This window comes from Leptothoe sp. LEGE 181152, from assembly GCF_032906605.1.
In the GTDB taxonomy this organism is placed as follows: domain Bacteria; phylum Cyanobacteriota; class Cyanobacteriia; order Phormidesmidales; family Phormidesmidaceae; genus Leptothoe; species Leptothoe turfae.
In genome coordinates, this window is sequence record NZ_JASATU010000017.1 from 171,549 (window position 1) to 194,475 (window position 22,927).

The 22,927-nt window shown below is 42.0% G+C and carries 30 protein-coding genes; 21 read left to right on the forward strand and 9 right to left on the reverse strand.

The window, feature by feature from the left end; genetic code table 11:
- Positions 1 to 27: 27 nt before the first annotated feature.
- A complete protein-coding gene (locus QGP82_RS09055; protein WP_499058501.1) occupies positions 28 to 435 on the reverse strand; it encodes a DUF1499 domain-containing protein in 408 nt (135 codons plus the stop codon).
- 75 nt (positions 436 to 510) lie between these two features.
- Complete coding sequence (locus QGP82_RS09060) at positions 511 to 810, reverse strand: hypothetical protein (protein ID WP_006514030.1); 300 nt, start codon at positions 808 to 810, stop codon at positions 511 to 513.
- A 284-nt stretch (positions 811 to 1,094) separates the two neighbouring features.
- Here QGP82_RS09060 and QGP82_RS09065 point away from each other — a divergent pair, with 284 nt between their 5' ends.
- Together QGP82_RS09065 and QGP82_RS09070 are read left to right on the forward strand one after the other, a co-directional pair.
- A complete protein-coding gene (locus QGP82_RS09065) occupies positions 1,095 to 1,256 on the forward strand; it encodes a DUF4160 domain-containing protein (protein WP_499058503.1) in 162 nt (53 codons plus the stop codon).
- A 56-nt stretch (positions 1,257 to 1,312) separates the two neighbouring features.
- Positions 1,313 to 1,639, forward strand: coding sequence for a DUF2442 domain-containing protein (locus tag QGP82_RS09070; protein WP_499058505.1), 327 nt, complete (start codon positions 1,313 to 1,315; stop codon positions 1,637 to 1,639).
- A 29-nt stretch (positions 1,640 to 1,668) separates the two neighbouring features.
- Here QGP82_RS09070 and QGP82_RS09075 read toward each other — a convergent pair whose 3' ends face one another.
- Positions 1,669 to 2,070, reverse strand: coding sequence for a hypothetical protein (locus QGP82_RS09075; protein ID WP_499058508.1), 402 nt, complete (start codon positions 2,068 to 2,070; stop codon positions 1,669 to 1,671).
- 103 nt (positions 2,071 to 2,173) lie between these two features.
- On the opposite strand from QGP82_RS09075, the gene QGP82_RS09080 reads away from it, so the two are divergent.
- From QGP82_RS09080 to QGP82_RS09105, 6 genes are all read left to right on the forward strand, one after another.
- Entirely contained in the window at positions 2,174 to 2,425 is a 252-nt protein-coding gene (locus QGP82_RS09080; protein WP_006514028.1) for a helix-turn-helix domain-containing protein, read from the forward strand.
- Positions 2,412 to 2,558, forward strand: a complete 147-nt coding sequence (locus QGP82_RS09085; RefSeq protein ID WP_499058510.1) for a helix-turn-helix domain-containing protein — start codon at positions 2,412 to 2,414, stop codon at positions 2,556 to 2,558. Before QGP82_RS09080 ends, QGP82_RS09085 begins: the two co-directional genes overlap by 14 nt.
- A complete protein-coding gene (locus QGP82_RS09090) occupies positions 2,509 to 2,865 on the forward strand; it encodes a hypothetical protein (RefSeq protein WP_499059267.1) in 357 nt (118 codons plus the stop codon). The genes QGP82_RS09085 and QGP82_RS09090 overlap by 50 nt, the downstream gene beginning before the upstream one ends.
- A 181-nt stretch (positions 2,866 to 3,046) precedes the next feature.
- A complete protein-coding gene (locus QGP82_RS09095; RefSeq protein WP_499058513.1) occupies positions 3,047 to 5,608 on the forward strand; it encodes a hypothetical protein in 2,562 nt (853 codons plus the stop codon).
- A gap of 689 nt (positions 5,609 to 6,297) precedes the next feature.
- A complete protein-coding gene (locus tag QGP82_RS09100) occupies positions 6,298 to 6,714 on the forward strand; it encodes a hypothetical protein (RefSeq protein ID WP_499058517.1) in 417 nt (138 codons plus the stop codon).
- Positions 6,715 to 6,756: 42 nt separating this feature from the next.
- Positions 6,757 to 8,865 (forward strand): hypothetical protein, encoded by a 2,109-nt coding sequence (locus tag QGP82_RS09105; protein WP_499058522.1) that lies wholly within the window; start codon positions 6,757 to 6,759, stop codon positions 8,863 to 8,865.
- Positions 8,866 to 9,027: 162 nt separating this feature from the next.
- Here the strand turns inward: QGP82_RS09105 and QGP82_RS09110 are convergent, their stop codons facing one another.
- Positions 9,028 to 9,348, reverse strand: coding sequence for a helix-turn-helix domain-containing protein (locus QGP82_RS09110; RefSeq protein WP_499058524.1), 321 nt, complete (start codon positions 9,346 to 9,348; stop codon positions 9,028 to 9,030).
- On the opposite strand from QGP82_RS09110, the gene QGP82_RS09115 reads away from it, so the two are divergent.
- Positions 9,341 to 10,003, forward strand: a complete 663-nt coding sequence (locus QGP82_RS09115) for a hypothetical protein (RefSeq protein ID WP_499058526.1) — start codon at positions 9,341 to 9,343, stop codon at positions 10,001 to 10,003. The genes QGP82_RS09110 and QGP82_RS09115 overlap by 8 nt on opposite strands.
- A gap of 42 nt (positions 10,004 to 10,045) precedes the next feature.
- Positions 10,046 to 10,303, forward strand: coding sequence for a hypothetical protein (locus tag QGP82_RS09120; protein ID WP_499058529.1), 258 nt, complete (start codon positions 10,046 to 10,048; stop codon positions 10,301 to 10,303).
- On the opposite strand, the gene QGP82_RS09125 is transcribed toward QGP82_RS09120, so the two are convergent.
- Entirely contained in the window at positions 10,296 to 10,721 is a 426-nt protein-coding gene (locus tag QGP82_RS09125; protein WP_499058531.1) for a hypothetical protein, read from the reverse strand. The two genes, QGP82_RS09120 and QGP82_RS09125, sit on opposite strands and share 8 nt — an antisense overlap.
- Between QGP82_RS09125 and QGP82_RS09130 the strand changes: the two genes are divergently transcribed.
- From QGP82_RS09130 to QGP82_RS09165, 8 genes are all read left to right on the forward strand, one after another.
- Positions 10,720 to 11,796, forward strand: a complete 1,077-nt coding sequence (locus tag QGP82_RS09130; RefSeq protein WP_499058533.1) for a transposase family protein — start codon at positions 10,720 to 10,722, stop codon at positions 11,794 to 11,796. The two genes, QGP82_RS09125 and QGP82_RS09130, sit on opposite strands and share 2 nt — an antisense overlap.
- 2 nt (positions 11,797 to 11,798) lie before the next feature.
- Positions 11,799 to 12,929: an ATP-binding protein gene (locus QGP82_RS09135; RefSeq protein WP_499058535.1), complete on the forward strand. Its 1,131-nt coding sequence runs from the start codon at positions 11,799 to 11,801 to the stop codon at positions 12,927 to 12,929.
- Positions 12,919 to 13,575 (forward strand): TniQ family protein, encoded by a 657-nt coding sequence (locus tag QGP82_RS09140; RefSeq protein ID WP_499058537.1) that lies wholly within the window; start codon positions 12,919 to 12,921, stop codon positions 13,573 to 13,575. The genes QGP82_RS09135 and QGP82_RS09140 overlap by 11 nt, the downstream gene beginning before the upstream one ends.
- A 783-nt stretch (positions 13,576 to 14,358) precedes the next feature.
- A complete protein-coding gene (locus QGP82_RS09145; protein ID WP_284681982.1) occupies positions 14,359 to 14,493 on the forward strand; it encodes a hypothetical protein in 135 nt (44 codons plus the stop codon).
- A gap of 323 nt (positions 14,494 to 14,816) precedes the next feature.
- Positions 14,817 to 15,221, forward strand: coding sequence for a DUF8631 domain-containing protein (locus QGP82_RS09150; protein WP_499058539.1), 405 nt, complete (start codon positions 14,817 to 14,819; stop codon positions 15,219 to 15,221).
- A gap of 333 nt (positions 15,222 to 15,554) precedes the next feature.
- The gene (locus QGP82_RS09155) at positions 15,555 to 15,740 is read left to right on the forward strand and encodes a TLTLP motif-containing protein (RefSeq protein WP_006514021.1); all 186 of its coding nucleotides are present in this window, start codon (positions 15,555 to 15,557) and stop codon (positions 15,738 to 15,740) included.
- A 104-nt stretch (positions 15,741 to 15,844) separates the two neighbouring features.
- On the forward strand, positions 15,845 to 16,354 hold the full coding sequence (locus QGP82_RS09160; RefSeq protein WP_163664090.1) for an inorganic diphosphatase: 510 nt from the start codon (positions 15,845 to 15,847) through the stop codon (positions 16,352 to 16,354).
- Between the two features lie 156 nt (positions 16,355 to 16,510).
- Positions 16,511 to 17,386, forward strand: coding sequence for an MBL fold metallo-hydrolase (locus tag QGP82_RS09165; protein ID WP_348917943.1), 876 nt, complete (start codon positions 16,511 to 16,513; stop codon positions 17,384 to 17,386).
- Positions 17,387 to 17,389: 3 nt separating this feature from the next.
- Here QGP82_RS09165 and rbp read toward each other — a convergent pair whose 3' ends face one another.
- Positions 17,390 to 17,686, reverse strand: coding sequence for an RNA-binding regulator (gene rbp, locus QGP82_RS09170; RefSeq protein ID WP_006514018.1), 297 nt, complete (start codon positions 17,684 to 17,686; stop codon positions 17,390 to 17,392).
- A gap of 303 nt (positions 17,687 to 17,989) precedes the next feature.
- On the opposite strand from rbp, the gene QGP82_RS09175 reads away from it, so the two are divergent.
- Complete coding sequence (locus tag QGP82_RS09175) at positions 17,990 to 18,187, forward strand: hypothetical protein (RefSeq protein WP_006514017.1); 198 nt, start codon at positions 17,990 to 17,992, stop codon at positions 18,185 to 18,187.
- Positions 18,188 to 18,426: 239 nt separating this feature from the next.
- Entirely contained in the window at positions 18,427 to 19,293 is an 867-nt protein-coding gene (gene cas6, locus QGP82_RS09180) for a CRISPR-associated endoribonuclease Cas6 (protein ID WP_163702168.1), read from the forward strand.
- Here cas6 and QGP82_RS09185 read toward each other — a convergent pair.
- Positions 19,277 to 19,960, reverse strand: coding sequence for a hypothetical protein (locus tag QGP82_RS09185; protein ID WP_499058546.1), 684 nt, complete (start codon positions 19,958 to 19,960; stop codon positions 19,277 to 19,279). The two genes, cas6 and QGP82_RS09185, sit on opposite strands and share 17 nt — an antisense overlap.
- Before the next feature lie 246 nt (positions 19,961 to 20,206).
- Here QGP82_RS09185 and QGP82_RS09190 point away from each other — a divergent pair, with 246 nt between their 5' ends.
- A complete protein-coding gene (locus tag QGP82_RS09190; protein ID WP_499058547.1) occupies positions 20,207 to 21,502 on the forward strand; it encodes a DNA methyltransferase in 1,296 nt (431 codons plus the stop codon).
- Between the two features lie 160 nt (positions 21,503 to 21,662).
- On the opposite strand, the gene QGP82_RS09195 is transcribed toward QGP82_RS09190, so the two are convergent.
- Together QGP82_RS09195 and QGP82_RS09200 are read right to left on the reverse strand one after the other, a co-directional pair.
- Positions 21,663 to 22,325 carry a phosphoribosyltransferase gene (locus tag QGP82_RS09195; protein ID WP_163664084.1) on the reverse strand — a complete coding sequence of 221 codons (663 nt, stop codon included), beginning with the start codon at positions 22,323 to 22,325 and terminating at the stop codon, positions 21,663 to 21,665.
- Positions 22,326 to 22,373: 48 nt separating this feature from the next.
- Complete coding sequence (locus QGP82_RS09200) at positions 22,374 to 22,907, reverse strand: CBS domain-containing protein (RefSeq protein ID WP_163664082.1); 534 nt, start codon at positions 22,905 to 22,907, stop codon at positions 22,374 to 22,376.
- Positions 22,908 to 22,927 lie beyond the last annotated feature (20 nt).

Below are 22,927 nucleotides of genomic sequence, written 5' to 3' on the forward strand. Positions count from 1 at the left end.
TAGAGGCGTTCCATAGGTGCCTGGGAATTAATTATCCGTTTGAAATTTTTCTCGGATGGTTTCGGCTCGTTTGCGATTGACACCTAGATCTGACTTGCCTAATCGGGCGGCTGACCGAACATGGATCAGACCAGAATCGACATAAAATTCCATGTCATCGACAAAGCCCATGAGCTTACTGGCAAATTCAGCGTAGAGATAATTGTCAGTGGCTTCGTTGATTTGGGAGCGTTCCATCCCTTCGATGATGGTTTTGAGTTTTGCGATCGCATCCCCAGGTGCTTTATCAGTGGCAATCGGTTCAATAAAGTGCTCCTGATCGCTAGCATCAGTTTGACTGCTGACGCAGTTAGGAGTGCCGGGACAGGCCAAGAGCTTGCCCTGCTTAACACCTAGATTATCGGGACGTTTGCCTGAGAATGAAAAGAGAGGCATAGAAAACACCCTTGAGCGCAACTTTGGCTTAAAGTTTAGCTTCATTATGGCTAGCCGCAGCCAATATCTCCATGGCTACAGTGCTTCCACTTCAGTCAATAATCCTTCAACAAATTTTTCAACATTCTCCAGTAGATCCATTTCCCCTAGGGCCTGCCATTCGTCCGGGGTGTATTGTCCGTCATTGCCAATTACGTCTTGTACCCAATGGGCCAGGTTACCGGTATCGTGAAATAACTCCTGGGCTTTGCTATGGGCGTTGCCATCTATTTTGGCGGCCAAGCAAACTTTTAATAGCTGGCCTAGGCGGTTTTCTGGCGTGGTGGATAGGAGAACGGTAATGGCAGTGGTGACGGCTGCTTGATTGGGAGTCATGGTTGTTGGTCCAAAAATATGACAATTTAGGCGGTCGAGCAAATTAATATATCCCACGCCAATTTATCTACGTTCAAGAGTTGCCGATACAAAGCAGGAAAAATTGTGTGTTGGGGTTGAAGCATCCAGTCTGGAACGCTACCCGTCAGTGCTCTCTTAAGCGAAGCCGAAGGGGGTACTGACTTTTCTACAGGGTTTTGGTGTAAGAAATCGACTGTTTACGGTATACATCTGGCAATGTGCGATATTTACTCAATGCTGATGTCTCGATCAAGTAAACGTAAATGGTCACCATTGCCCGGTTACGCGGAATGGATTTACTGATTTATTCAAATGATCACAACCCCGCTCATGCCCATGTTCGCAAAGGTGGTGAATGGACGCTCAAGATAGAACTGGGCAAAGAAGGGTGTGCATCTAAAATTAAGGCAGGACGCTTATTCTGAACTCGTTGCTGCTAAGTGGCGCAAACTGGCTATTAAGCTCGTTGAGGATAATCTAGATGACTGTTGGGATACCTGGAAGCGATTTCATAACGATTGAGAAAAGTCGTTTGACTCCCCTTGAGTTGTGGGCGTTTACTACGGATGAACCATTGGTGAAATCTATCGAGTTTGATGAGGAACACCGGGTTTACAAGGCTGTTTTACGGGACGGGCGTCATGTTGAGTTTTCCTTAGAGCTTTTTGCTGAGCTGAAGGATGCGACGGGTGAACAGCTTCATGATGTTGTTGCGGTAAATATGGGCTCTGTGTTGCAGTGGTCTGAGTTAGATGTGCATTATTCTGTCAGCGGATTGTTAATGGATATGCAGGTTGGTAAGGGTTAAATGAAATCCAAATAAGGGTGGTTTGGGTATCAAAAACTTGTGGTTTGGTTTATGAATTCTCGCTGGGTATATCGTAAGACGTCACCCGGATCAGGCCGGATGATAACGCCTGCTTCGGAGAGTTGAATGGGTTGACTCCAGATGATGCGTTCGAGGTAGCCCAACAGATGTAAGCGGTCAATGGCTTGCTGGGTATCGGTTGGTGAATCTACCAGATAGTAACGTAGGCGATGGCGATGGGGGGCATTTTCCATGGGGATATTGTCAGTGTCAAAGGTCATGAGGAATGGGCTTTGGGGGATGAGATATTGCAATGTGGCAAGGTATTGTTCGGCATCGGTGCGGCGTTGAAATCGAGCAACGGCAATGTGCTGAAAATTGGGCAGGCGACGATAGATCACCCACGGACGTGGTGAGTCGTAGAGTTGCATGATGGCGGTAGAATAAGGCACACGAGTAAAACAGCCCAGCTTAGGTTCGGCTGCTTACAAGCGTTTGATTGCATACGCCATTATGGCGTGCCATTTTGTCTTAATGAAAAAAGACAGGCGGCCCCAGGAAAGTCAATCTCCCATTGAGGTATTGCGCATTCAGCGTACGGAATTATCACAGGTTGAATTTGCTGTTAAGTGTGGCATTCCTCTGCGTACGTATCAGCGCTGGGTGTCTGGACAGACTGAGGCGAAATTGACCCCACCACAATGGAAGGCGCTAATGATGCTTTTGGATATTCAATCTATAGAAGATATCCCTGATGATTTTGCTGAGGCCGATGAATCAGCTTAGGCATGTACAGGTTTCAGGCGAATCGCCGCTTAAAAAACTTCGAGAAGAGTTGAATATGTCCCGGGAGGGGTTTGCACGGCAGATTGGTACGTCTGGCCGAACCATTAGTCGTTGGGAAAGAGGCCTTCTTTAATTGGAATTGGGCCATAATCTGGGAAAGTGCAGCAGTTAAGGCCAATGGTAGAGGATATTTTCTTAGCGCGAACCGAGGAGCAGCAGCAGTTTCGTCGGATGCTACAGGCGATGTTACCCAAGGGGGTGCAAAAGCATTTTCCAATGTTGAAAGTTTGGCCAGCTATACCCAACGGTTGATAGAAGCGCACTCGATTGATTTCGATTATTTTTTGCAGTACGAGAGCTACCCAAATTTGGGAAGGCAGAAGACGCTATTTGACCATTTTTCACCGAAATCGATCCTTAATACTAGGCTGGATGGTTGAAGGTTCAACCTATCACTATTGGTTGCCTGAAATCGGCAAGCTTTATCTCAAAAGGCATCAGCAAGCTACTAAGAAATTTATTTTAGAAATGCTTCTGGGTAGCATATTGCTTTGAAGCATTCCCACACCAAAGGTTCGAACATAAATGCTACATTCTAAACATAGTCTAAGATTTTCACTAATGGCGGCACATCCCTATGAAGAATGGCTCGTCAATTTACAACATAAAGTTAATGCGGCGATCTCTGTAGGCTTATTAGACAGATTAATAGATATTGAAAAGCCAATAGTATCCGAAAAGTTAAATTATATTTTAGATAATAATAATATCTGGAATGCTCTAAAAGATTTAAATGGTTTCAAGAAAAATGAAAAGATAGTTACAAATACACTTATACACTCCACTAGAAAGCTTCTTCTATATAAACAGTTACGTCTATCACTATGTTATTTTGCAGGAAGTTTAAAGGACTCAGATTTTATTAATAGGATTTTGGCAGAGATTCCTTGCGATGCCACTTCTGTAATGCTGGAAGAATTGCTGGACATTTTCATGAAGAATGAAATATCCAGATTATCTTCTCAAGAAGAGAATCCAATCATCAAGGACATCAAAAAAGCAGAAGCAGAATCAAAAAAACAGAAAGATGATAATAAAAAAGGTGAGTGGATAGCAATAAGTATTGGAAATGATTTACCTACCGATCCTAATAGTGTAGACGAAGAGATTACAAGGGTTCAGAACATAAAACAGAGTAAGTCTTACTCGTCCTCTCCTAGTAGTCCGCATGATGAAAAAGAAGGAAGTATTATCATCAATTCAGAGCTTGGAGGTTATATCCATCCCACTTTAAAACAATTATATAATGCGAGAAATAATAGAAGCAATTTAGCGATTGTAGATGACTATTTATATAGATTAGGACAAGATAGTAACATAAAACTCTATATTGATAGGCCTATATATAAATTGGCTTTGAGAGTAAGAAATATATTGATTTTTTCTTACTCTAATAATGATCAATTATTTTCCAATTCTGGAATTGAGGATGCATTCAAAGTATTTAAAAAAGTATTTTTTGAAAATATAGAAATATATTTATTTCTTGCTTTAATTCAGAATCAAGAAAATAAGAATGAATCGCTTAAATTCGTTGAATTTTCTATTCGAAAGATTCTTCAGAAAATCTTTTATAAAATCACTGCTAAGCCTATTTCAAGATCAGTCAAACTGCCTGAAAATATAGATCAAGGCTCAAGTGAATACATGGATCTGTTAAGCAAATCTTTGTTAGATAAACATTATCCTGCTTTAACAGATTATGAGGGAATATCTTTACAAGAACTTACCACTTCAGTAGATTCTATATGTACAAGAGTAACCAACTTATTTAATTCGATTGAAAAAGCCGAAAGTCTACGAATTGAGTTAGTCAATATTTTTATTGAGATAGCCAATCAAATAGCCAAAAAAAATGAAACTGAATTCATCGAAGATGGATTTGAATCTCGTTTTTTCGGATCTAATTCATCGAATATACTTCTGGAGCTATCTCGCCGTTTTCTTTCTTACACATCCATTCCAGAAAAGGAATTTAATGACCTCATAGATAGAATATTTGCTGGAGATGAATATATAGGAAAAATTCATAAATGCTTGCATAAATATTTTGGAAAAAATTATTCATGGAATGTATATTTTCCAATAAGAGGTATAGCTGTAACTGACAAATCAATAGATTCGTATTTCCATGAACTTGCTACTAGCCTTAGCGAAACGCATGAAATAAAGTTTCTTTCTCCAGAAATACTGAAAACTATCTCAATAGAAGTAACATCTTCAATCAAAGATGGACCAATGGTTTTTATTTTTGAAAATGCTACTGCATGTGCATCTTTTGAAGGAATTGAAGCGGGTGACTCTCAGCAGGCATTCAAAATTGCTATGAGCCAGTTATTCGATGCTATGGAGGCTCAATGGTACTTAAGTCAACATGGGCATCAATATAAAGTTGAGCCACTTGTGGAAAATTCTAAAGTTATGGCTTTCTGCAAGAAAATTTATGATGATGATTCGTTTACTTCTAGCTGGTGGATAAGTCAAATATCCCATCAAAGGCCAGGTGTATTTCCCTATCAATTAAATCAAAAAACTCAATTATATTTAGCTGTGCCAGCACGTAAAACGAAGATATTGACCCAAAGAGCTGCTGCTAGTAATCCTTTAGGAGAAATTGCTCGTAATATTTTGCATTGCATTAAGCTCTTTAGAAAAGGATATTTTACTGAGAACTTATCTGAACGCTTTCGACTGTATTGGACTATCCTTGACACATTGTTTGCTGCAGATACATTCTCTAACCAAACTACTAAAGCACTCGTTCCATATAGCGTGTCGCTATTTCGGCTAGGAGTCAATCAATTAATAGAGCCTGGAAATAGCTATCTATACAGACAGGCACGTTTATGGATGCGAGAAGATATAGAAGATCTATACACATTTGTCAGAAACCCTCTTATACATGATGGGGTTGAGAACACAGTAGCCTATGAGAGATTAATGAAAAGGTTTGAGAGTATTGTTTCCTCTATTTTAAGAGAATTATCAGATATTGTTATATATAAAGACTGGCCAGATAGTTTCTTGGCTCAGGGTATGGAAGGAATTATCAAACATCTAGAAATATGCCAGCCTAGTCAAGGTCAAATATTACCAATATCAAAGGCATCTGAGGACGAGTAAATTTCAGGATTCAGTACGCCGTGTCATTAGCCTGGGAGCACATGATAGTCATAGGCTTTCTTGGAGAGACTATCCATAAGTTGAGCAAACGTCCGAGAAGGCATAAGTTGAGCAGCTTGCTCAACTTATGCATGACATCACAAAGAATGTGACTGCGACCATAAATCGTCCCAAGTTGTGACCATAAACTGTCACTAAATGACGATAGGATGCTTATTAATTCGTTATGAGCGATGAATTACTTCTCGGATACTGCGACCATAAACTGTCCAGCAGTGCTAGTTGCGATCATAAACTGTCCAGATATTTGTCGGCACAACATGATGACCAATAGATTTGTAGTTCATTCGCACCAATATTTCAGACAGATATGCTTTTGATTGTATCTATCTGGGGTATGAAGTAATTTTGATAATTTTGATTGCTGTACTAATTGACATTAGTTCTACCGAACTTAACATAGAGCCCGAAAGCCTATTTTTTGAGAGCATTCCCAAACAATAAGCTTAGCGGTCTTGATTCTGTAGATTCTTAGAACAGTAAATCCTATCGATTTGTGATGTCTCAGAGTCAGTATGCGAATATATGAACACCCTTTCAATTTACCGTTATTAGAATAATGTAACGTAAACGACAAAATAACTAGGGATGAGTCGTGTTAACACAGAAATATTTATGGAGTAAAGATCATGACCAAACCGACTAAAGGAATTAGTCAAAGTATGTTTCATTCTCCAGGTGGAAATCAGCAAGCTGCCAGCGGGGATAACGTTTTCCAATATTCGACAGCAAATGCTGATGCCGACATTGAAAAAATGTCTAAAGAAGATGTTGTAGAGCTATTAAATACAATCGAGAAATTAATCAAGCCTGACTCAGTAGAAAATGAAGATGATCGCAAAACAATAATTAAATATCTGAGTCAAACGAAATCTGAGCTTGACGATAAAAAGCCTAGCAAAGATATCCTTTTAGGATCCCTTAAGAAAGTTTCGGAATCATTGAAAGAGGCTTCTAAAATTTCAGAATCTGGTAAAACTTTATGGCAAGAGATATCACCATTCTTAGGTAAAATTGTTGCTTGGATAACTGGAACATTCATCTAGCAAAGATTTCAAAATTAATTTTCATATTAAAGTTCCTGAAAAATGACTTCAAATATACCTGATTTTGAAGCAGACAGTGATAGCAATAAGTCAGATAAAAATGACGTTAGGCAAGATATGTCTGGTTCTCCAAAGGGTAACCAACAATCTGCTTATGCTTCTTCAGGAAATGTCTTTCAGTTAAATGCTCCAGATGCTCAAGAAGTATATGTAGGGAATGCATGTGATTTTCTTGAAAAGCATCCAATACTTGATCCGAAAGATCGTATACTTCATTACATTTTAATATTATTATCTCTATCATTTTATTTAATCATTTGGTCTATTGGAGGATTATTTGCAAAAACCAAGTTTCCCGTAAAACATGTATTTAATCTTTTATGGGATTGTATCGAAGATCCTAAGAAAATGCGTAAAGCAGTTTCTAATGACATCAAAAATCTACATAAGGAAAATCTTAGGAAAGACAAAAGTAAAAAATCCAAAGAAGAATACATCAGACTTAGCCAGAAAAGAAATCGACTTTTCCTGGATAAAAAGATTCTCAAGTTTCTTTATCGAGTCACGGAATCTTCTAATGAACCTGAAACTGATCTAATCAGGAATATCGAAAGGTTAGAAAGCCGTATTGATCTGGATTTAGAGCCTTTAAGAAAAGAATATGACCCAGTACTTTATAAAGCTCAAAAGGTTCTAGATACTTTATTAGGTGAAAAAAATGCTGCTGAAAAAGACCTAGAAAATATTAGAAATTCCTTGAGGCACTTAATCGAAAAATACAATATATATTCTGAGCTACCATCACAAGATTTGCTGCTGAATTTAGTTTCCGATTTGGAAAATAATATTAAAGGTAATCCTTACTCAATAAGGGCTGAAAATCTAAAAACTCTTGAAAGTGTCAATCATCTTTTGCAGTGGTTCTCTTACTTAATTGAAAATGATTCTGATGACTATATAGAAGATTTTGAACCAGATTTTGAACCAGATATTCAACCAGATATCTATAGTTATGCTTATCTAGATTCTGAGCCTGACATTCTATTTGAATCTCAAGATGAACCTCAAATAAAATATCATGAGGAACCTTCTGAAAGTCTTGATGAATTAGATGAACAGATAGAACTATCAGTATTAGAAGATGAACTACCAATATTAGAAGATACTGATGAAAGCTACCAAGATTATCAAGATTCCTCAGAGGAAAGCAATGATGAGAATCAGATGACCGGATTCTCAAAAGACTTTTTATATTATCAATTGGAGCTACTTCTAAGTAGCACAATGAATGAGCCTCATGATTCGATAGAAAGAATGAAGTTAGGAATAAAAAAGAATTGGATCAAAGAGGTCTCTGTTTATGGATTCAAAGACTATAGTGAATATAACAGTGTAGATATTGCTGTTGCAGCAATATCTTTATCAATAGATAATGAACATAAAAACAGAATTATTTGTATTGATGGAGAGGAAGTTAATAACTTAGAAAAAGCGATTCAACAATTCAAATTGGTCATAAGAAAGCATAATAATATTACTCTAGGATGGCGCATAACTTGCACCGATTTTGTATATGAAAATGCTGAACGTAAAGCAGATGTATATAAAAAACTTAATATAGTGGACGGAACGCCAATATCTTGGACATCTTTAAGTTGGTTGTTAGATGTCACAAATATAAGAAAAATATTTAACTTACCAGGCTTCTCTGTCAGCCTGAATTTTGGCCAAACCAATTATAGAAATAATGCAACTGTTGGTAGTGATGATTCAGCAGGATGTTGGGTTCTAGTTCTAGTGGTTATGGCGTTCATTTTCTTGATGAGGCCCCCAGGTTCTGAAATTGAGCAATACTCTCCTGATGAAGTAGCACAGCCTACCGTGGAAAATATTTCCCCAGCTCAGGAACAATACTACATGGATGATTTACACAAATCTATTGCAGCATGGGATATTCAATCTGCAAAAGAGAATTTAATAATATTGAGTAATAGTTCAAATATGTGCCTATCTCAATTATCAACGAAATTACAAGACAGTCTTAATAATAGAGGTGCAGAGGGCTTCCGTGATGTTAATCCTATTATGCGTTCCCTTAATAAGGAACTAAATTGTAATTTGAAAATAGTCCCATATGAGTTCTCACCTTGATAATAATGGTATTGAATATGCAATGAGTTTGTAAAAATAGATGTCTGATTAGCAATAAGCAAGCTTCCCCTGCACAAAGCTTGCTTATTTATTAACAATCAACCTCTTAACAAAGAATATAAAACTGACTGATTCATTTATCTAGAAACTAGATGAAGGTAATCAGGTTTGGTTAATATTGACTTCAACAAAGTAATCTAATTTCTTGTTATAAATAGCTGCAAAATCAAGTAGTTCAACCACATCTATGCGACGCTCCCCTGATTCGCATTTAGAAATATATGACTGATGTACTTTAAGGCGATCTGCTACGTCTTCCTGAGTCAAACCAGCTTCCTTTCGTGCGGCACGAAGCCGCCTTAGAAAAGCTTTGTAACGTTCTGAATACACTGAGTTTCCCATAAACAGGGAAACTACAGAGCTTGCGAAAATATCCCAAAATGGGATATTTTTACTGAGCGCTTTGCTTAGAACAATGGACATAGAAATTTCGCTCTATCGCAGACAGATTCAGCTTTCCGTCTCCGAGCAGTCAATAGTTCAGGCTGCTTCGAGTCGTAAGGCAATGCGTGATCATTTCCAGACTCGACTCGCTAACAAAGCTACAGCGTATTCCTCAATTGGTACCCTCCAAATTTCGCCGAGTACGTTGAAGGTGATGGTCCGTAAATACAGTGAGCAGCTTGTTTACAAGCCTCTAGAAGAACTGGGGTTCTGGTTTGGTTACTACAGCGGCATTTTCCTTGAACCTGGATACCCATCGCTCTACTACAGTCGTCGAACATCAAAGCAGAACTTATCGCCAAATAAAAGCGCTGTAGCAGCCATTGGAGAAGGTATTGCTGGTCTGGTTATGCAGCGCAGCTATCGGGCCAGAAAACTAGCCCGTCCTATTCAGGACTATCCAGACATTGTGATGGTCGCTGATCGCAAAACATATCTCGTTGAGGCTAAAGCCACCACAAAATCAGTCGAAGCTGTTCAGCAGGTTCTTGAGGCTGAACTGGTCAGAATCAGTGTCTACAGTTCAGCCTGTGAGGCTCTTGATGTAAGCAATACGGTGCGTGGAATACTAATCGGCACTGCTTTGACCGCAAATAATTTCTATCAAACATACATAACAGAGGTATTGGTATGACACTTAGCATTCAGTCTCAGAAGGAAATCATTAGTCAATACATTGACTGCTATTTACAGAGCGCACTGGAAAACTCTGAACAGTATTGCTAATTCTCGCTTTAAAGAACTAGCTCCTTATCTCGATAGCGATGCTCCGACTTGCCCAACTCGAAAACTTCGGCGCTGGCGCAATAATTATCTAGAAGCAGAAGCAATATACGGCGCTGGCTACATAGGATTACTACCTAAGCATAAAGGACGGGGAAATCGCCTTCAAAAAATTGATGAAATCACCTGGTTGACTGACAAAACTATGTAGCAGCATACTGATACGTCTGTATTTTGAACTCCAGTCGATACTGTCGTTTTTCATGTTGTTTTCGCGAAGCCATGGCTGGGTCAGGATCGTGATTACTGGTGAAGCGAACGCGGCGAATCAGGTTCCAGCCATTCTCTAAAGCTGTCTTGATCCACTCCCAACCAATCCGAAAATAGCTGTTTCCTCGAAACCAGTGGGTGTCTATCCATCGACGTTTACCTGTTTCTACCACCTCAACGCCTTGGGCGGTTACATAGAGAGTGGCCACTGCCAAAATGAACCACAATCTAGATAAGGCAGGAACAGAACGGATTTCTGATTTCTGTACATTCCAGCCATTGGACTGGTCATCGAGAAAATTTTCCTCGATATCAAAGCGCAATCCATTTAATCTGGGTCGCCCTTGGGCAACATTCATGGTTGATGCTTATAGCAGGCGTTTACTGGCTGTCTATATTACCTATGAGGAACCTAGCTATCGATCCTGCATGATGGCGCTTAGGATTTGTGTGAAGCGATTTAATCGCTTTCCCCAGACTATTGTGGTTGATAACGGCAAGGAATTTCATAGCCACTATTTTGAACAATTACTTGCTTACTATTCCTGCACGCAAAAGTATCGTCCACCTGCCCAAGCTAGATTTGGTTCTGTTGTTGAGCGTCTGTTTGGAACCGCAAATTCTCAACTGATATACGAGCTACAAGGCAACACCCAGATCATGAAAAATGTTCGCCAAGTTACAAAGTCTGTAGCCCCTGCTAAGCTTGCAACTTGGACAATTGGTGATTTGTACCAAGCATTATGTGAATGGGCTTACGAAATCTATGATCAACGCGAACATTCTGCTTTGGGTACCAGTCCTCGAAGTCTCTACCAAAGTGGATTGGCCATAGGAGGTAATCGGACTCATATAAGTGTCCTTTACAATGAGTCATTTCATGTGCTGACCTTGCCTGCACCGGAACGCGGTAAACGAAAAGTTCAGCCAAGTCATGGGGTGAAAATCAACAACATCTACTACTGGTGCAATGCTTTTCGAGACCCTGAAATTGAAAAGACGATGGTCGATGTTAAGTATGATCCGTTTGATGCAAGTGTTGCCTATGCTTATGTTCAAGGCCAATGGGTAGAGTGCGTATCGAACTACACGCAATATTTCAAAGGACGTACCGAGAAAGAAATTAGGCTTTTAACAGCAGACCTCAATCGCCGCAAAAAATTAGATGTAAATAAGACTACTACGACAGAAAAAGAACTAGTCAGGTTTTTGAATTCTGTTGAAGCTAAAGAGGGGAAGCTACTCCAAAAACGTCTGCAAGCTCTTGAAGATAAGACTGTTTTTCAAGTAGTCGAGGGCAATGAATTAATACGAAACGACCATACAGTTCATTTAGAGCAAGCAGTACAGACAGTTGATATACAAAATGAACAATCAGAAAACTTAAAAAATGATTTCTCAGTTGAAGAATTGGAATACTATGGAGAATTTTGATTATGAATCCAGATGGTTTTCCAAGGGAGCTATTAAAAAGCCCCGTAGAAGATAGGATCGCCTATTTTTTATCTTACACAATGGCTCATCCTAAACTTTTGCAAGCTGCAAAGGAATTAATGGCTTGCATTCAAAGTCCGGTTGGATCTCAACTAGTTTTTGTTTTTGGGCCGACAGGAGTAGGAAAGTCTACATTATTGCAAAGAACTACGCAGAAGATTATTGAATCGTCATTGCACAAAATCGAGGAGGACAAAAGCTATATACCCATCGTGGGAATTGAAGCTGCTGCATCAGAAGATGGCAATTTTAATTGGAAGGATTTTTATTACAGAGCACTGAAGGCGCTAAATGATCCTTTTTTAGAACATAGAATGGGATCCTACTTCCGTGGGAGAATTGCGAATACTCAAAGTAGTTCAAAGTGGGCGCTTAGACTAGCTTTTGAAACCTCTCTACAGCAGCGACACCCAGATGCTTTCTTCATTGATGAAGCACAAAATGTCGGGAAAATGAGTAGCGGTCGAAGATTAAAGGAGCAACCTGACTCTCTTAAATCTATTGCTAATCTTACCAATAACCAATTCATTCTGGTGGGTACCTACGAACTAGTCATGTTACGTGATCTGAGTGCCCAACTAACTCGTCGTAGCACAAACATTCATTTTCCCAGATATAGAATGGATGGCCCCCAAGATGAAAAGATTTTTAGAAGCATTGTTCGTTCTTTTCAGAGGCATCTTCCGCTGGAGACAGAACCTAATCTCCTGGATCATTGGGAATTATGTTATGAGCGAAGTCTCGGCTGTGTGGGCATTTTGAAAGACTGGCTATCTAGAACTTTAGGTTCTGTTCTAAGCAATGATGGGCATGATCAGGAACTAACTATTAGAGATTTAGAAAGACATGCATTTTCAATTGATCAAAGTATGAAAATGCTTACTGAAATTACGGAAGAAGAGCGACGTTTAAGGCCAAGGACATCTCAAGACGAGCTAAGAGCTGCTTTAGGAATGGATTTCCCAAAAGATACCGCACCGAAACATAAAACCATAGAAAAAGCTAAGCGTAAGGCTGTCGGTACACCAAAGCCCAAACGCAGACCGGTAGGCAAAGCCAAAGATGCCAGTTAAACCTCACCAATTTTATGGAGCATGGCAACCAGATATACCTGGTATTCCATTACGCAGTCGTCTGAACTCTATTAAACCTATTGGAATAGGCACATCCCAAGTAGAAAGCCTTAGCAGCTACCTTATTCGTTTAGCCTGGTCTCACCAAGTAAATCTTTCATATCTCATCAGCGAAGAGATATATCCGCGACTGGATAGAAGGCAAAGAGCCCAATTTAATCGGATTAAACACTTTGATGAGCTAGCAATTTGGTTGCTTTCAAGCAAGGTATCAGACCAAATAGTGGAAATACTCGAAGGTCTAACACTTCGCGATGACCTGCGTTGCCTAATAAATACAGGTATATTTTCGACGGAAAAAGGCAACGGATATATCTTTCGCAGCACTCAATTTTGGTGCCCAGCCTGTTACATAGAATGGCAGGAGAAGAGCAGCATAATCTATAAGCCCCTAAGTTGGCAGATTAGGACAGTGCATGATTGTCCACAACACATGACCCGACTGGAACGTAAGTGCCGTCGATGCGGCTCTTTGCAACCTTTACTCGTATCCAATCATAAGCTTACAGACTGTATGGCTTGTGGAGCTTTACTTTATCAATCACCAGTATCAAGTGCTGAGTTCAGCTCTCAACACGCATCATAGGCTGAGATATTGATACTTACAAATGTATTGACAAAAACTATTGCCCAAAAACTGGAGATGAATTTTCAGGCATCGGCAATAAAGCACGTACGGTCCAAGTGCCATGTAGAGCGAGATTTTGATTTGCACTGTGCCATATTTCTGGCGGCATCATTGCGACCATAAAGTGTCACACCACAAATGCGACCATAAAGCGTCAAAATTGGATATTTTATGGTCGCAGTCACAAAGAAAGCCGATCTTGAAAATCAAATTGATTAGTTGCGTACACCGCAGCCAATCAAAAACTAAAAACCATCTAAATTCAATAACTTTAGAGGTACCTAAAAGGACTATGGACTAAAGATGGACTAAATTTCGAGAACTACTTTTAGGTCAAAACATCCTTTAAAGTCTGCCGCACCCCTAGGATACCCCTATCCAATCTATAGCTGGGAATTGCAGTATTTGCGATCGCAATCGACACAAATAACCTGTAGTTTATGGCAACATTCCCAAAAAAGTGACCTAAGTTTACTGCGTCTCTATCACCTTCAAGAGATAGATTCACAATCATAGGCATCTTTCGTGTCTTAAAATAAGACTCACTGACTTAATGTGAGTCTTGAGATTGCGATCTTGATCTTGCCTTGAGACAAAGCGTTTCTTACAAATATGACCGCTGCAATAGCATTAAACTATCCAACCTAAAAATAGGCTGCCATCAATGCAAGTACAGTCGAGTCAGGCACCTATGACTATTTCACTGAGGCTATTGTTGGTGAGTCAGAGGTGGTGGGGTATGTGCCATTGCCCAACGAGGTTTACAACCTGGCTTTTGATCACTTTACTGATAAGCGCATCGGCACAGCTTTTGGTGGAGAAGCACCCACTAGTCTGACAATTGAGGCGTTAGTCAAAGTAGAACGAGAGTTTTAGGCAGCTTGAATCGGCAGTTAAATCACACACTCTGTTGACATCCTGACACAACTCCAATGGGGTAGCTGGGAGCAGGAGAGGTGCGATCGCAAATTAAATCTCAAAACAAGACTATATAACTTCAAAACAAGACCAATGTAAAGACTCTGAATCTCAAATTAAGACTTTCATGTAGCCCCACCATCACATGTTGCAAAAAGCTAGGCAGTCAAGCCCATGAACACTAAGAACCACTCATTGTCTTAAAAATAGACCCTAAGTATTGACATGAGGCTCAATATGCGTAGAGTGTGTCTAGCCATAAAACAAAGATTGGTTTCCCCATGTCCGACATAACCAATGCATTAGACAGTGTCACTACAGCCATTAATACCCTCGAGCCCCACGTTTCCGTCGAAGCTGACACCCATAACCTCATGAGTGTGGAATCAGTGCAAAAGGTGCTAAACCGTTCCCGAGCATCGGTTTATCGCTATGCCAACACCGATGCTCTAATTCTTAATCCCCCATTTGACCATAAGCGTCTTAACCCTGAATCAAGACAGCATAAAGAAGAGCCGCTGATGTTCCATCCCAACGAAGTAGCCCGCTTTGCTCAAGATGTTTTAGGGATTAAACAGGTCACCATTGAAATTAGCCAACCAGCAGAAACCATTACCCATCAACTTCTACGCCAGGTACTGGCTGAACTGAAGGTGATTCGAGAGCTGATAGAACAAAGCCATTAGACTGCCCCATAGTGTTGGACAAGCCATGAACTTGGATACGGCTTATACTTTATATTTTAAGCTGCGTCTAGATCCACAAACCAGTGCTAACCTTGGATCAAGTGAGCATTGTCAAGATTTGCATTTTGACATATACCGGCAGGAATTTAGCATGGCCCCGTTGATGTTTACCCTAGTGGATGTCGGCAGTTAGCACCCATCACAAACTACTCCTTTATGAACAGACCACCATAGGGTCACTTAACATCTTTAAATTCATACCCTCCAAGGCCTATACGTCAATGAGAGCAACGTATACCTTAGTTTTTTATCATTTTTTGCATATCCTCCAGCATGGAATCTGCCAGTCAGTTAGAGTCTAATTCTGAACCCCCTCATAGTCCACTTGTAGAACTACTAGGTACTTTTATTGCCTTAGCAACCCTGACATTGCCCCTATTTACGGTAACTTATTTTTCATCAATACCCATCGATACCCTGAATGGTTTACCTTACTCGGCAATACAAACAAACGAATAAGATCTAACCACTCCGTGGGTGCTGTCTCCCTTTTCTCCTAAAATGCTATCGGGATAGACGGTTTACGTTTATCCCGACTGCTCATTACTAGTTGGAGAAGTATCGTGGATTTATCTCGTATTCCTGCTCAGCCTAAGCCAGGTCTGATCAACGTATTGATCGAGATTACAGGCGGCAGCAAGAATAAGTATGAGTTTGATAAGGATATCAATGCATTTGCCCTAGATCGCGTCCTTTTCTCGTCTGTTCAGTATCCCTATGACTACGGTTTTGTACCCAACACATTAGCTGATGATGGCGATCCCCTAGATGGCATGGTCATCATGGATGAACCCACATTCCCTGGATGTGTGATCGCAGCTAGACCTATCGGTATGCTCGAAATGATCGACGGTGGCGATCGTGACGAGAAAATTTTATGTGTTCCTGACAAAGATCCTCGTTATGCAGGTGTTAAAACTCTAGATGACATTGCATCTCATCGTTTAGATGAAATTGCAGAATTCTTTAAAACCTACAAAAACTTGGAGAAGAAAGTAACCGAAATCTTGGGTTGGAAAGGCCTGGATGAGGTGCAACCTCTTGTAGAAAAGTGTATTGCTGCTGCTAAGTAGTCCGGTATGGAGCTAGTAATCTCCGAATAGTGGATTAAGCATTATAGGGATACATCACCGTATAAAATGTGTCCCTATAATGCCTACTAGTATCCTTGAGGTTACAGGGGACAACCAACCTTACATGAGCATGCGTACAGTTTGGGGATACACACCGTGAGTGTATCTGCCTATATGTCAGGCACAGAAAGCACACTACAATTTCAATCGGGCCTCTTGATTAAATTTTGGGGGGTGCGTGGCAGCGTACCAACACCAGGTGCAGCCACAGCCTTCTACGGAGGCAATACATCCTGTATTGAGGTTTTGGCCGATCAACAGCGTTTTATTTTTGATGGTGGCACCGGTCTTAGGGTGCTAGGTGAAACCTTATATCAAACGTCAGTGCCTGTGGAAGGCCATCTGTTTTTTACCCACACCCAATGGGATCGCATTCAAGGATTTCCATTTTTTTTACCAGCCTTTGAAGCGGGCAATCACTTTCATATCTATGGTGGAATAGCTGCCAATGGGGCTTCCATCAAACAGTGTTTAACAACACAGATGCTTAAACCAGGGTTTTCGCTTCCCCTACACACCATGCGGGCTAATCTCACATTCCATGACATTACCCCTGGTGAAACCCTGCAAATTGGCAATGTTCAAATTGAGCCCATCGGCTTAAATGTTGACAATAATGCCCTTGGATACCGACTGAATTATCAGGACAAGTCGGTGGTATATGCCACAGATACTGATTATGAGCATCTTGACGAAAATCTACTATTTCTAGCCCATCACGCAGATTTACTCATCTACGATGGCCTATATATAGATATGTGCGATCAGATCCAAATTCCGTCTTCCCAGAAACCATGGCAAGCGGCCATTAACCTGGCCCAGGCAGCCCAGGTCAAACGACTTGCCATGGTTCATTATGGTCCTCGCCAAACTGATGCCATGTTAAAGGCCTTCGCACATCAGCTTAAAGATGTTGAGCCTCAAGTTTTGCTGGCCCATGAAGGGATGGTGATCAGTTTGGCGAAAAACTAAACATTAAAGAGGGTTACGGGAAAAGTTACTGTTGCGGCTGGGGCGGCGGCTGTCATCACCTTTGGGTTTAGCCTTATTCACCCGTAGCTCACGTCCAAGCCACTCGGCACCATCTAATTCGGCAATGGCCAAATCTTCTTCCTCATCTTTGACCATGTTGATAAAGGCAAAGCCACGACGTTTACCAGTTTCACGGTCAACAGGCAGTGTAATGCGGGCCACTTCACCGTACTCGACAAATACATCCCTAATATCATCTTCTGTGGCTTGGAATGACAGATTTCCAACGTAAATAGTCACGATTACTCTCCGATGCTTACGTGCTCAGCTGCTCTCAAATGCTTGGTAGTAAACAGCCTACTCGGGTGATATCATACCGCACAGCTTTTCGTTCAGAGTGCGCAAACGGTGTTTTTTCATCTTCAAATTATTAATTTCTCACGTTCTCATAGCTGGGCTCAGGCTTCATGTTTCTAAAACTAGTTGTGTCGAACTACCAAGATTCATCAATTATTTTCGGCTAACTCATCAGTGATCCTAGATTGACACAACATACTTGGGTATTCGCCGATATTGCTACCCGGCGGATAAGGAGAGCCCATCATGCACACATTTGAAGTGTTCGTCGATATTAAAGAATGTGCTGGGAAAAATCATGCCAGCAATCGTATTATGGCGACTCGCTATGAAATAGATGCCAGTGGTCGCACAGATGCCCACGACACTGCACTATTTAAAGCAGGGCAAGAATATCCTAAAGCAACTGAATATGACATTCGGATCACTCGTCTTCTTAAGTAAACGGTAAAACTCAAGGTTTCAGCCGGTGCTTAGGTCGATCATGCCCCAAGCATCTTTATCCATATATGGTCTATAGTCTGCTGTGTCCCAGTCTGGTCGTAGAACTAGACTGGGATTATTTGTTTTGGGGCTTGCCGAGCTATAGTGAACACCCTGACTTCCCCGACGATAACTGTCCTGGACATCACTATTACATCTAGAAGAAAGGGATATCTACCACGGCCAAGAGCCCCAACGGCATGCCAGAAAGTCTAGTGATTAATCTAGTTGCGGAATCAACTATCCCGTTCCAATATCTTCGAGGATATCATCTACACCGATTGTTTTTAGCCCTCATTAGTGCCGTTGATGTAGACCTGAGTCAAACGCTACAAGCATATAGTTATCGAGCGTTTGCTTTGAGTCCGTTACAGATGGCGTCTCAACCTCAAACCACGTCAGCCCGCAACCTTAAATTTTTACTCCCGCGTCAGCAGTTAGAAACCACTACATTTCAATATGCGAATAGTTCAATGCCCGCCGGATCTCACTGCTGGTGGCGGATTGCTCTACTAGATGATGGGCTGTTTAAGCACATCAGCTCACGATTGGAACAGGTAGCTGCCCGTAAACCTTGGTATCTGGGACCTGCGCGGTTACACATCACAAATTTTGCACCGGCCAATATTCCAGAATGGACCAGCCATATTAGTTATCAACAACTGTATAAGCAAGCGTCTGACAGTAACCGTCACTTGACGTTTCAGCTCATTACACCTGCGGTTTTTCGCCAGGGAGAACAAGAGTCTCCACTACCCACACGCGATGCTGTTTTTCACGGTTTGCGCAAGTGCTGGAATCGCTACAGTGGACTGGTATTCGCCCCTGACACCATTACCCCCATTGTTGCAAAAACCTTTGATTTGCGTACGGTCACAGTGTCCATTGGTGGTAATAAAACAATTATTGGCTGCCTCGGTGATTTAACATTTCAAATTTCAGGTACAGCGGATCCGTTGATTATTAAGCGTATCAACGCGCTGACGAACTTTAGCCGTTACTGTGGTATTGGCAATAAAACATTTCTCGGTCTGGGTATGGTACGAGCGATCACGGCGACCAAATAAACTGCTCAATGGTGTGGGCTAACCGTCGCAGGTCAAACTTATCCAACCGTTCCATAGAGTTACGAGAAACAATCCTGCGACCAATTTCAGCAATGGGTAATCCGTGGGGAACATCAATGAAAGACCAATCAACGGCAGTGCGTCGACCCAGATGATAGCGAACGGTCTTAGATAGCAGCTGAATGGGGCGGGCACCCGTTTGAATCAGCACCTGATCTGACCAGCCATTGACATGGATAATTGTATTGGCTGGGGACGACACTCGGATGATCATCACGTAGTTCAAACGCCATAACCCCACTCGCTGACGATACACTTGCACTTGCTCAATGTGGCTGAGGTGATAGTGATTAACCCGTCGCTGACGTTTTCGACCCCGAGGAATTTCGTGGACAATGGTGAACCGATTAAACGCTTTGTTGAATATACAGGTGGCTACCTCAGGATAGAGTGTTGGCACAAAGGGCTCTACCAAGATCAATAAAATGCCTGCTGCCATCAACACCACCCACAGCAATGGCGCTTGACAATAACCTAGCCAGACCACACTAACTAAGCTAAGTGACCCCAGTCGTGCCAGATTCGTAACGCTTCCGGCAATGTGATGACGCCCTAAATTTGAGAAGCGCAATACTAACTCACGCTTATTGTGTCGAAGCTGTCTCACGTGATTTGGTTGACATCCTTAGAATGCCAAATTACACCAATACATTCAGCCGAGCTCTATGCGACACTTTGTTATACCCGTCATAATAATTCATTTGTACTGAAAGACAACATCCGTTATACTGCCCCTGGTCCATATTTGAATAAGGTATCAAACTCTTAGTCCAACACTTACGCTGATCTGCGCTGAATTTAAAGTCTTTATATTTTGCATGGGGCCAAGCCAAGCGTTTTATCACAGTTACTAATGGCATCTCTTACGTTGTCTGACTCAGATCTTTTAGACCTTGAACTTGGTCGTAAAGCCCGTAACCAACTGAGCTCTAAGGATAGAGCTATACATAACTGGTATCGGTTTGTCTTGTCTTTTCCGCCTCACTTAGTGAGACATTATTTACATCGACTGCAAGCGACTGAACAAACTGTTGTTTTAGATCCGTTCTCTGGAACAGGAACCACTGTCGTTGAAGCGAAAAAACTGGGTCTACCTGCCGTTGGGCTAGAAGCAAATCCAATGGCGCATTTTGCATCCTCTGTAAAACTAGATTGGTCACCGCTACCGGAGCATTTGTCCCAAACCGCTGAGGTGATTGCGGCAGCCGTGCGGGAAGAGTTCGAGCTATTACCAAATCTTGCCCCAAGCTTATCTCCAGAAGCAGCTGGCTTATTGTTTAAAGATGCCATTAGTCCCCGTCCGCTCCAAAAAGTTCTGACGTTGTTAGGGCATATTGATCGAGACCGTTCTAGCGTCGCTTGGCGACATTACCGCCTTGCCTTAGCGAACTCAGCGGTATTTGCGAGCAATCTACGATTTGCTCCGGAGGTGAGTGTTTCCCGCAAACACAAGTCCGATGCTCAGGTGGTTGCTCATTGGTTACAACAGGTCAACATAATGGTCCAGGATTTGAGTGCTTTAGGGAATGCATTTTCACCAACCCAGTCTGCTGTTGTGCATTTGGGGGATGCCCGTCAGCCCCATCGTCATATTGCGCCCAACTCGGTTGATGTGGTGATCACATCACCTCCCTATCCCAATGAAAAAGACTATACCCGGACTACCCGTCTAGAGTCAGTACTCCTGGGATTTTTGGAAAATAAGGCTGGTTTGCAAGCAATTAAGCATGAACTGGTGCGGTCTAATAGCCGTTGTGTCTATCGTGATGACGATGATGATCGATGGATTCAAAACTATCCTCAGATTTTAGAGATTGCCGATACCATCAATCGACGACGGGAAGAACTGGGTAAAACGAGTGGGTTTTCTCGACTGTATGCGCGGGCAACAACGCTTTATTTTGGTGGGATGGCCTGTCATCTGGCTAATTTGCGATCGCGACTCCGTCCCAATGCCCGATTAGCCTACGTTGTTGGGGACCAGGCATCCTACCTACAGGTGCATATCCCCACGGGCTCCCTGCTCGCCCACATTGCTCAAGATCTCGGTTATGAACTGATGGGTATCGACCTTTTCCGCACAAGACGTGCGTCTAAGACCGAAGTAGATCTTAGAGAAGAAGTTGTTTTGCTCCGTTGGCCCGGTTAAAACATCTCTTTGGGCGCATATTATACGTAGCTGTTGCACAAAATATTACCTGCCCAAAAGCTTGCTTTAATGGTGTTGTACAGCCTGATATAAACATTGTTGTTGGTCGCCGAAATCTTTTTAATTCAAGAGTTTAGTTGGATCTCTCTAAATTCAGACTTTACCCTGGTAGATTGTGCGCAACAGTCAAGCGATCCAGTAAAGTACAAACCTGTTCATCCGTGACCTGCTCAAAATTGTCATACCACAGCCCAATGGCAAACAGACGGTTGGGAATACACAAACACACCAGCCGATCTACCTGCTTTTTAAGTTGTTGGTATGCATTTTGAGAGGCAATGGGTACAGCTACAATCAACTGCCTTGGATATTGAGATCGCACCCCCATCACCGCCGCCCGCATAGTTGCCCCAGTGGCTAACCCATCGTCAACCAAAACAACAATGCGATCATAGACATTGACTTTAGGGCGATTACCGCGATACACCTGTTCTCGGCGTTGTAACTCTTGCTGCTCCTTGGCCGTAATCTCTTCAAGCTGCTGTTTAGTAATTCCCAACCAGCGGACAACGTCATAGTTAATCACCCGTGCACCATTTGCGGCAATGGCTCCGATGGCATGTTCCTTATTATCGGGATCTCCTAACTTGCGTACCAAACAAAGATCCAGGGTTAGGTTGAGGGTGCGGGCAATCTCGTAGGCCACGGGCACCCCACCCCGTGGCAGGGCTAACACTAAAACATCCGCACGATTGGCGTAGGCTTGGAGCTGTAGCGCTAGTTTCTGGCCTGCCTCGGTGCGATCTCGAAATCGAGTGTTCATGCTTTTTCCCATAGCCATTACCCCTACTCCACGATAGGTACACCCCCATTAAACCGAAGTAACCGTCTGGGGTTTCATGGTTTCAAGTACTTGCCAGGCGATGTCACATTCTTGTTGAATCTGAGCATCTTCATCATCAATGATTCGAGCATGCTGTAACGCTGTTTGTACTCGTTGGGAGAGTTCATCTCGAGACAGGGCACCTGGGTGTCCTTTCATCAGCATGTCCGTCAATGAAATAATGCCCAGTAGCTGGTCATCCTCAATTACCGGAGCTCGATGCACACCTGTGGCTGAGAAAATTTGGGCCGCTTCCTGTAACGTGGCATTCATGGGCATGCGGATACAAGGACGTCGCATTACATTGCTAACCCGAGTAAAGTGTGGAGAGCTGCCCTTAGCGATCACCTTATAGATAATATCTCTCTCAGTTACAATCCCATAGGGACCCTGACCTTCAGCCTCTTCTACAATTAGCGATCGCACGCGCTTAGTCCGCATCAGCCAAATTGCATTTTCTACCGTTGCCGAACTGCGAATGACAATCACAGGCTTGGTCATAATGTCTTTCACAAATAGCATGTCGTCCTCCCTGAACAATG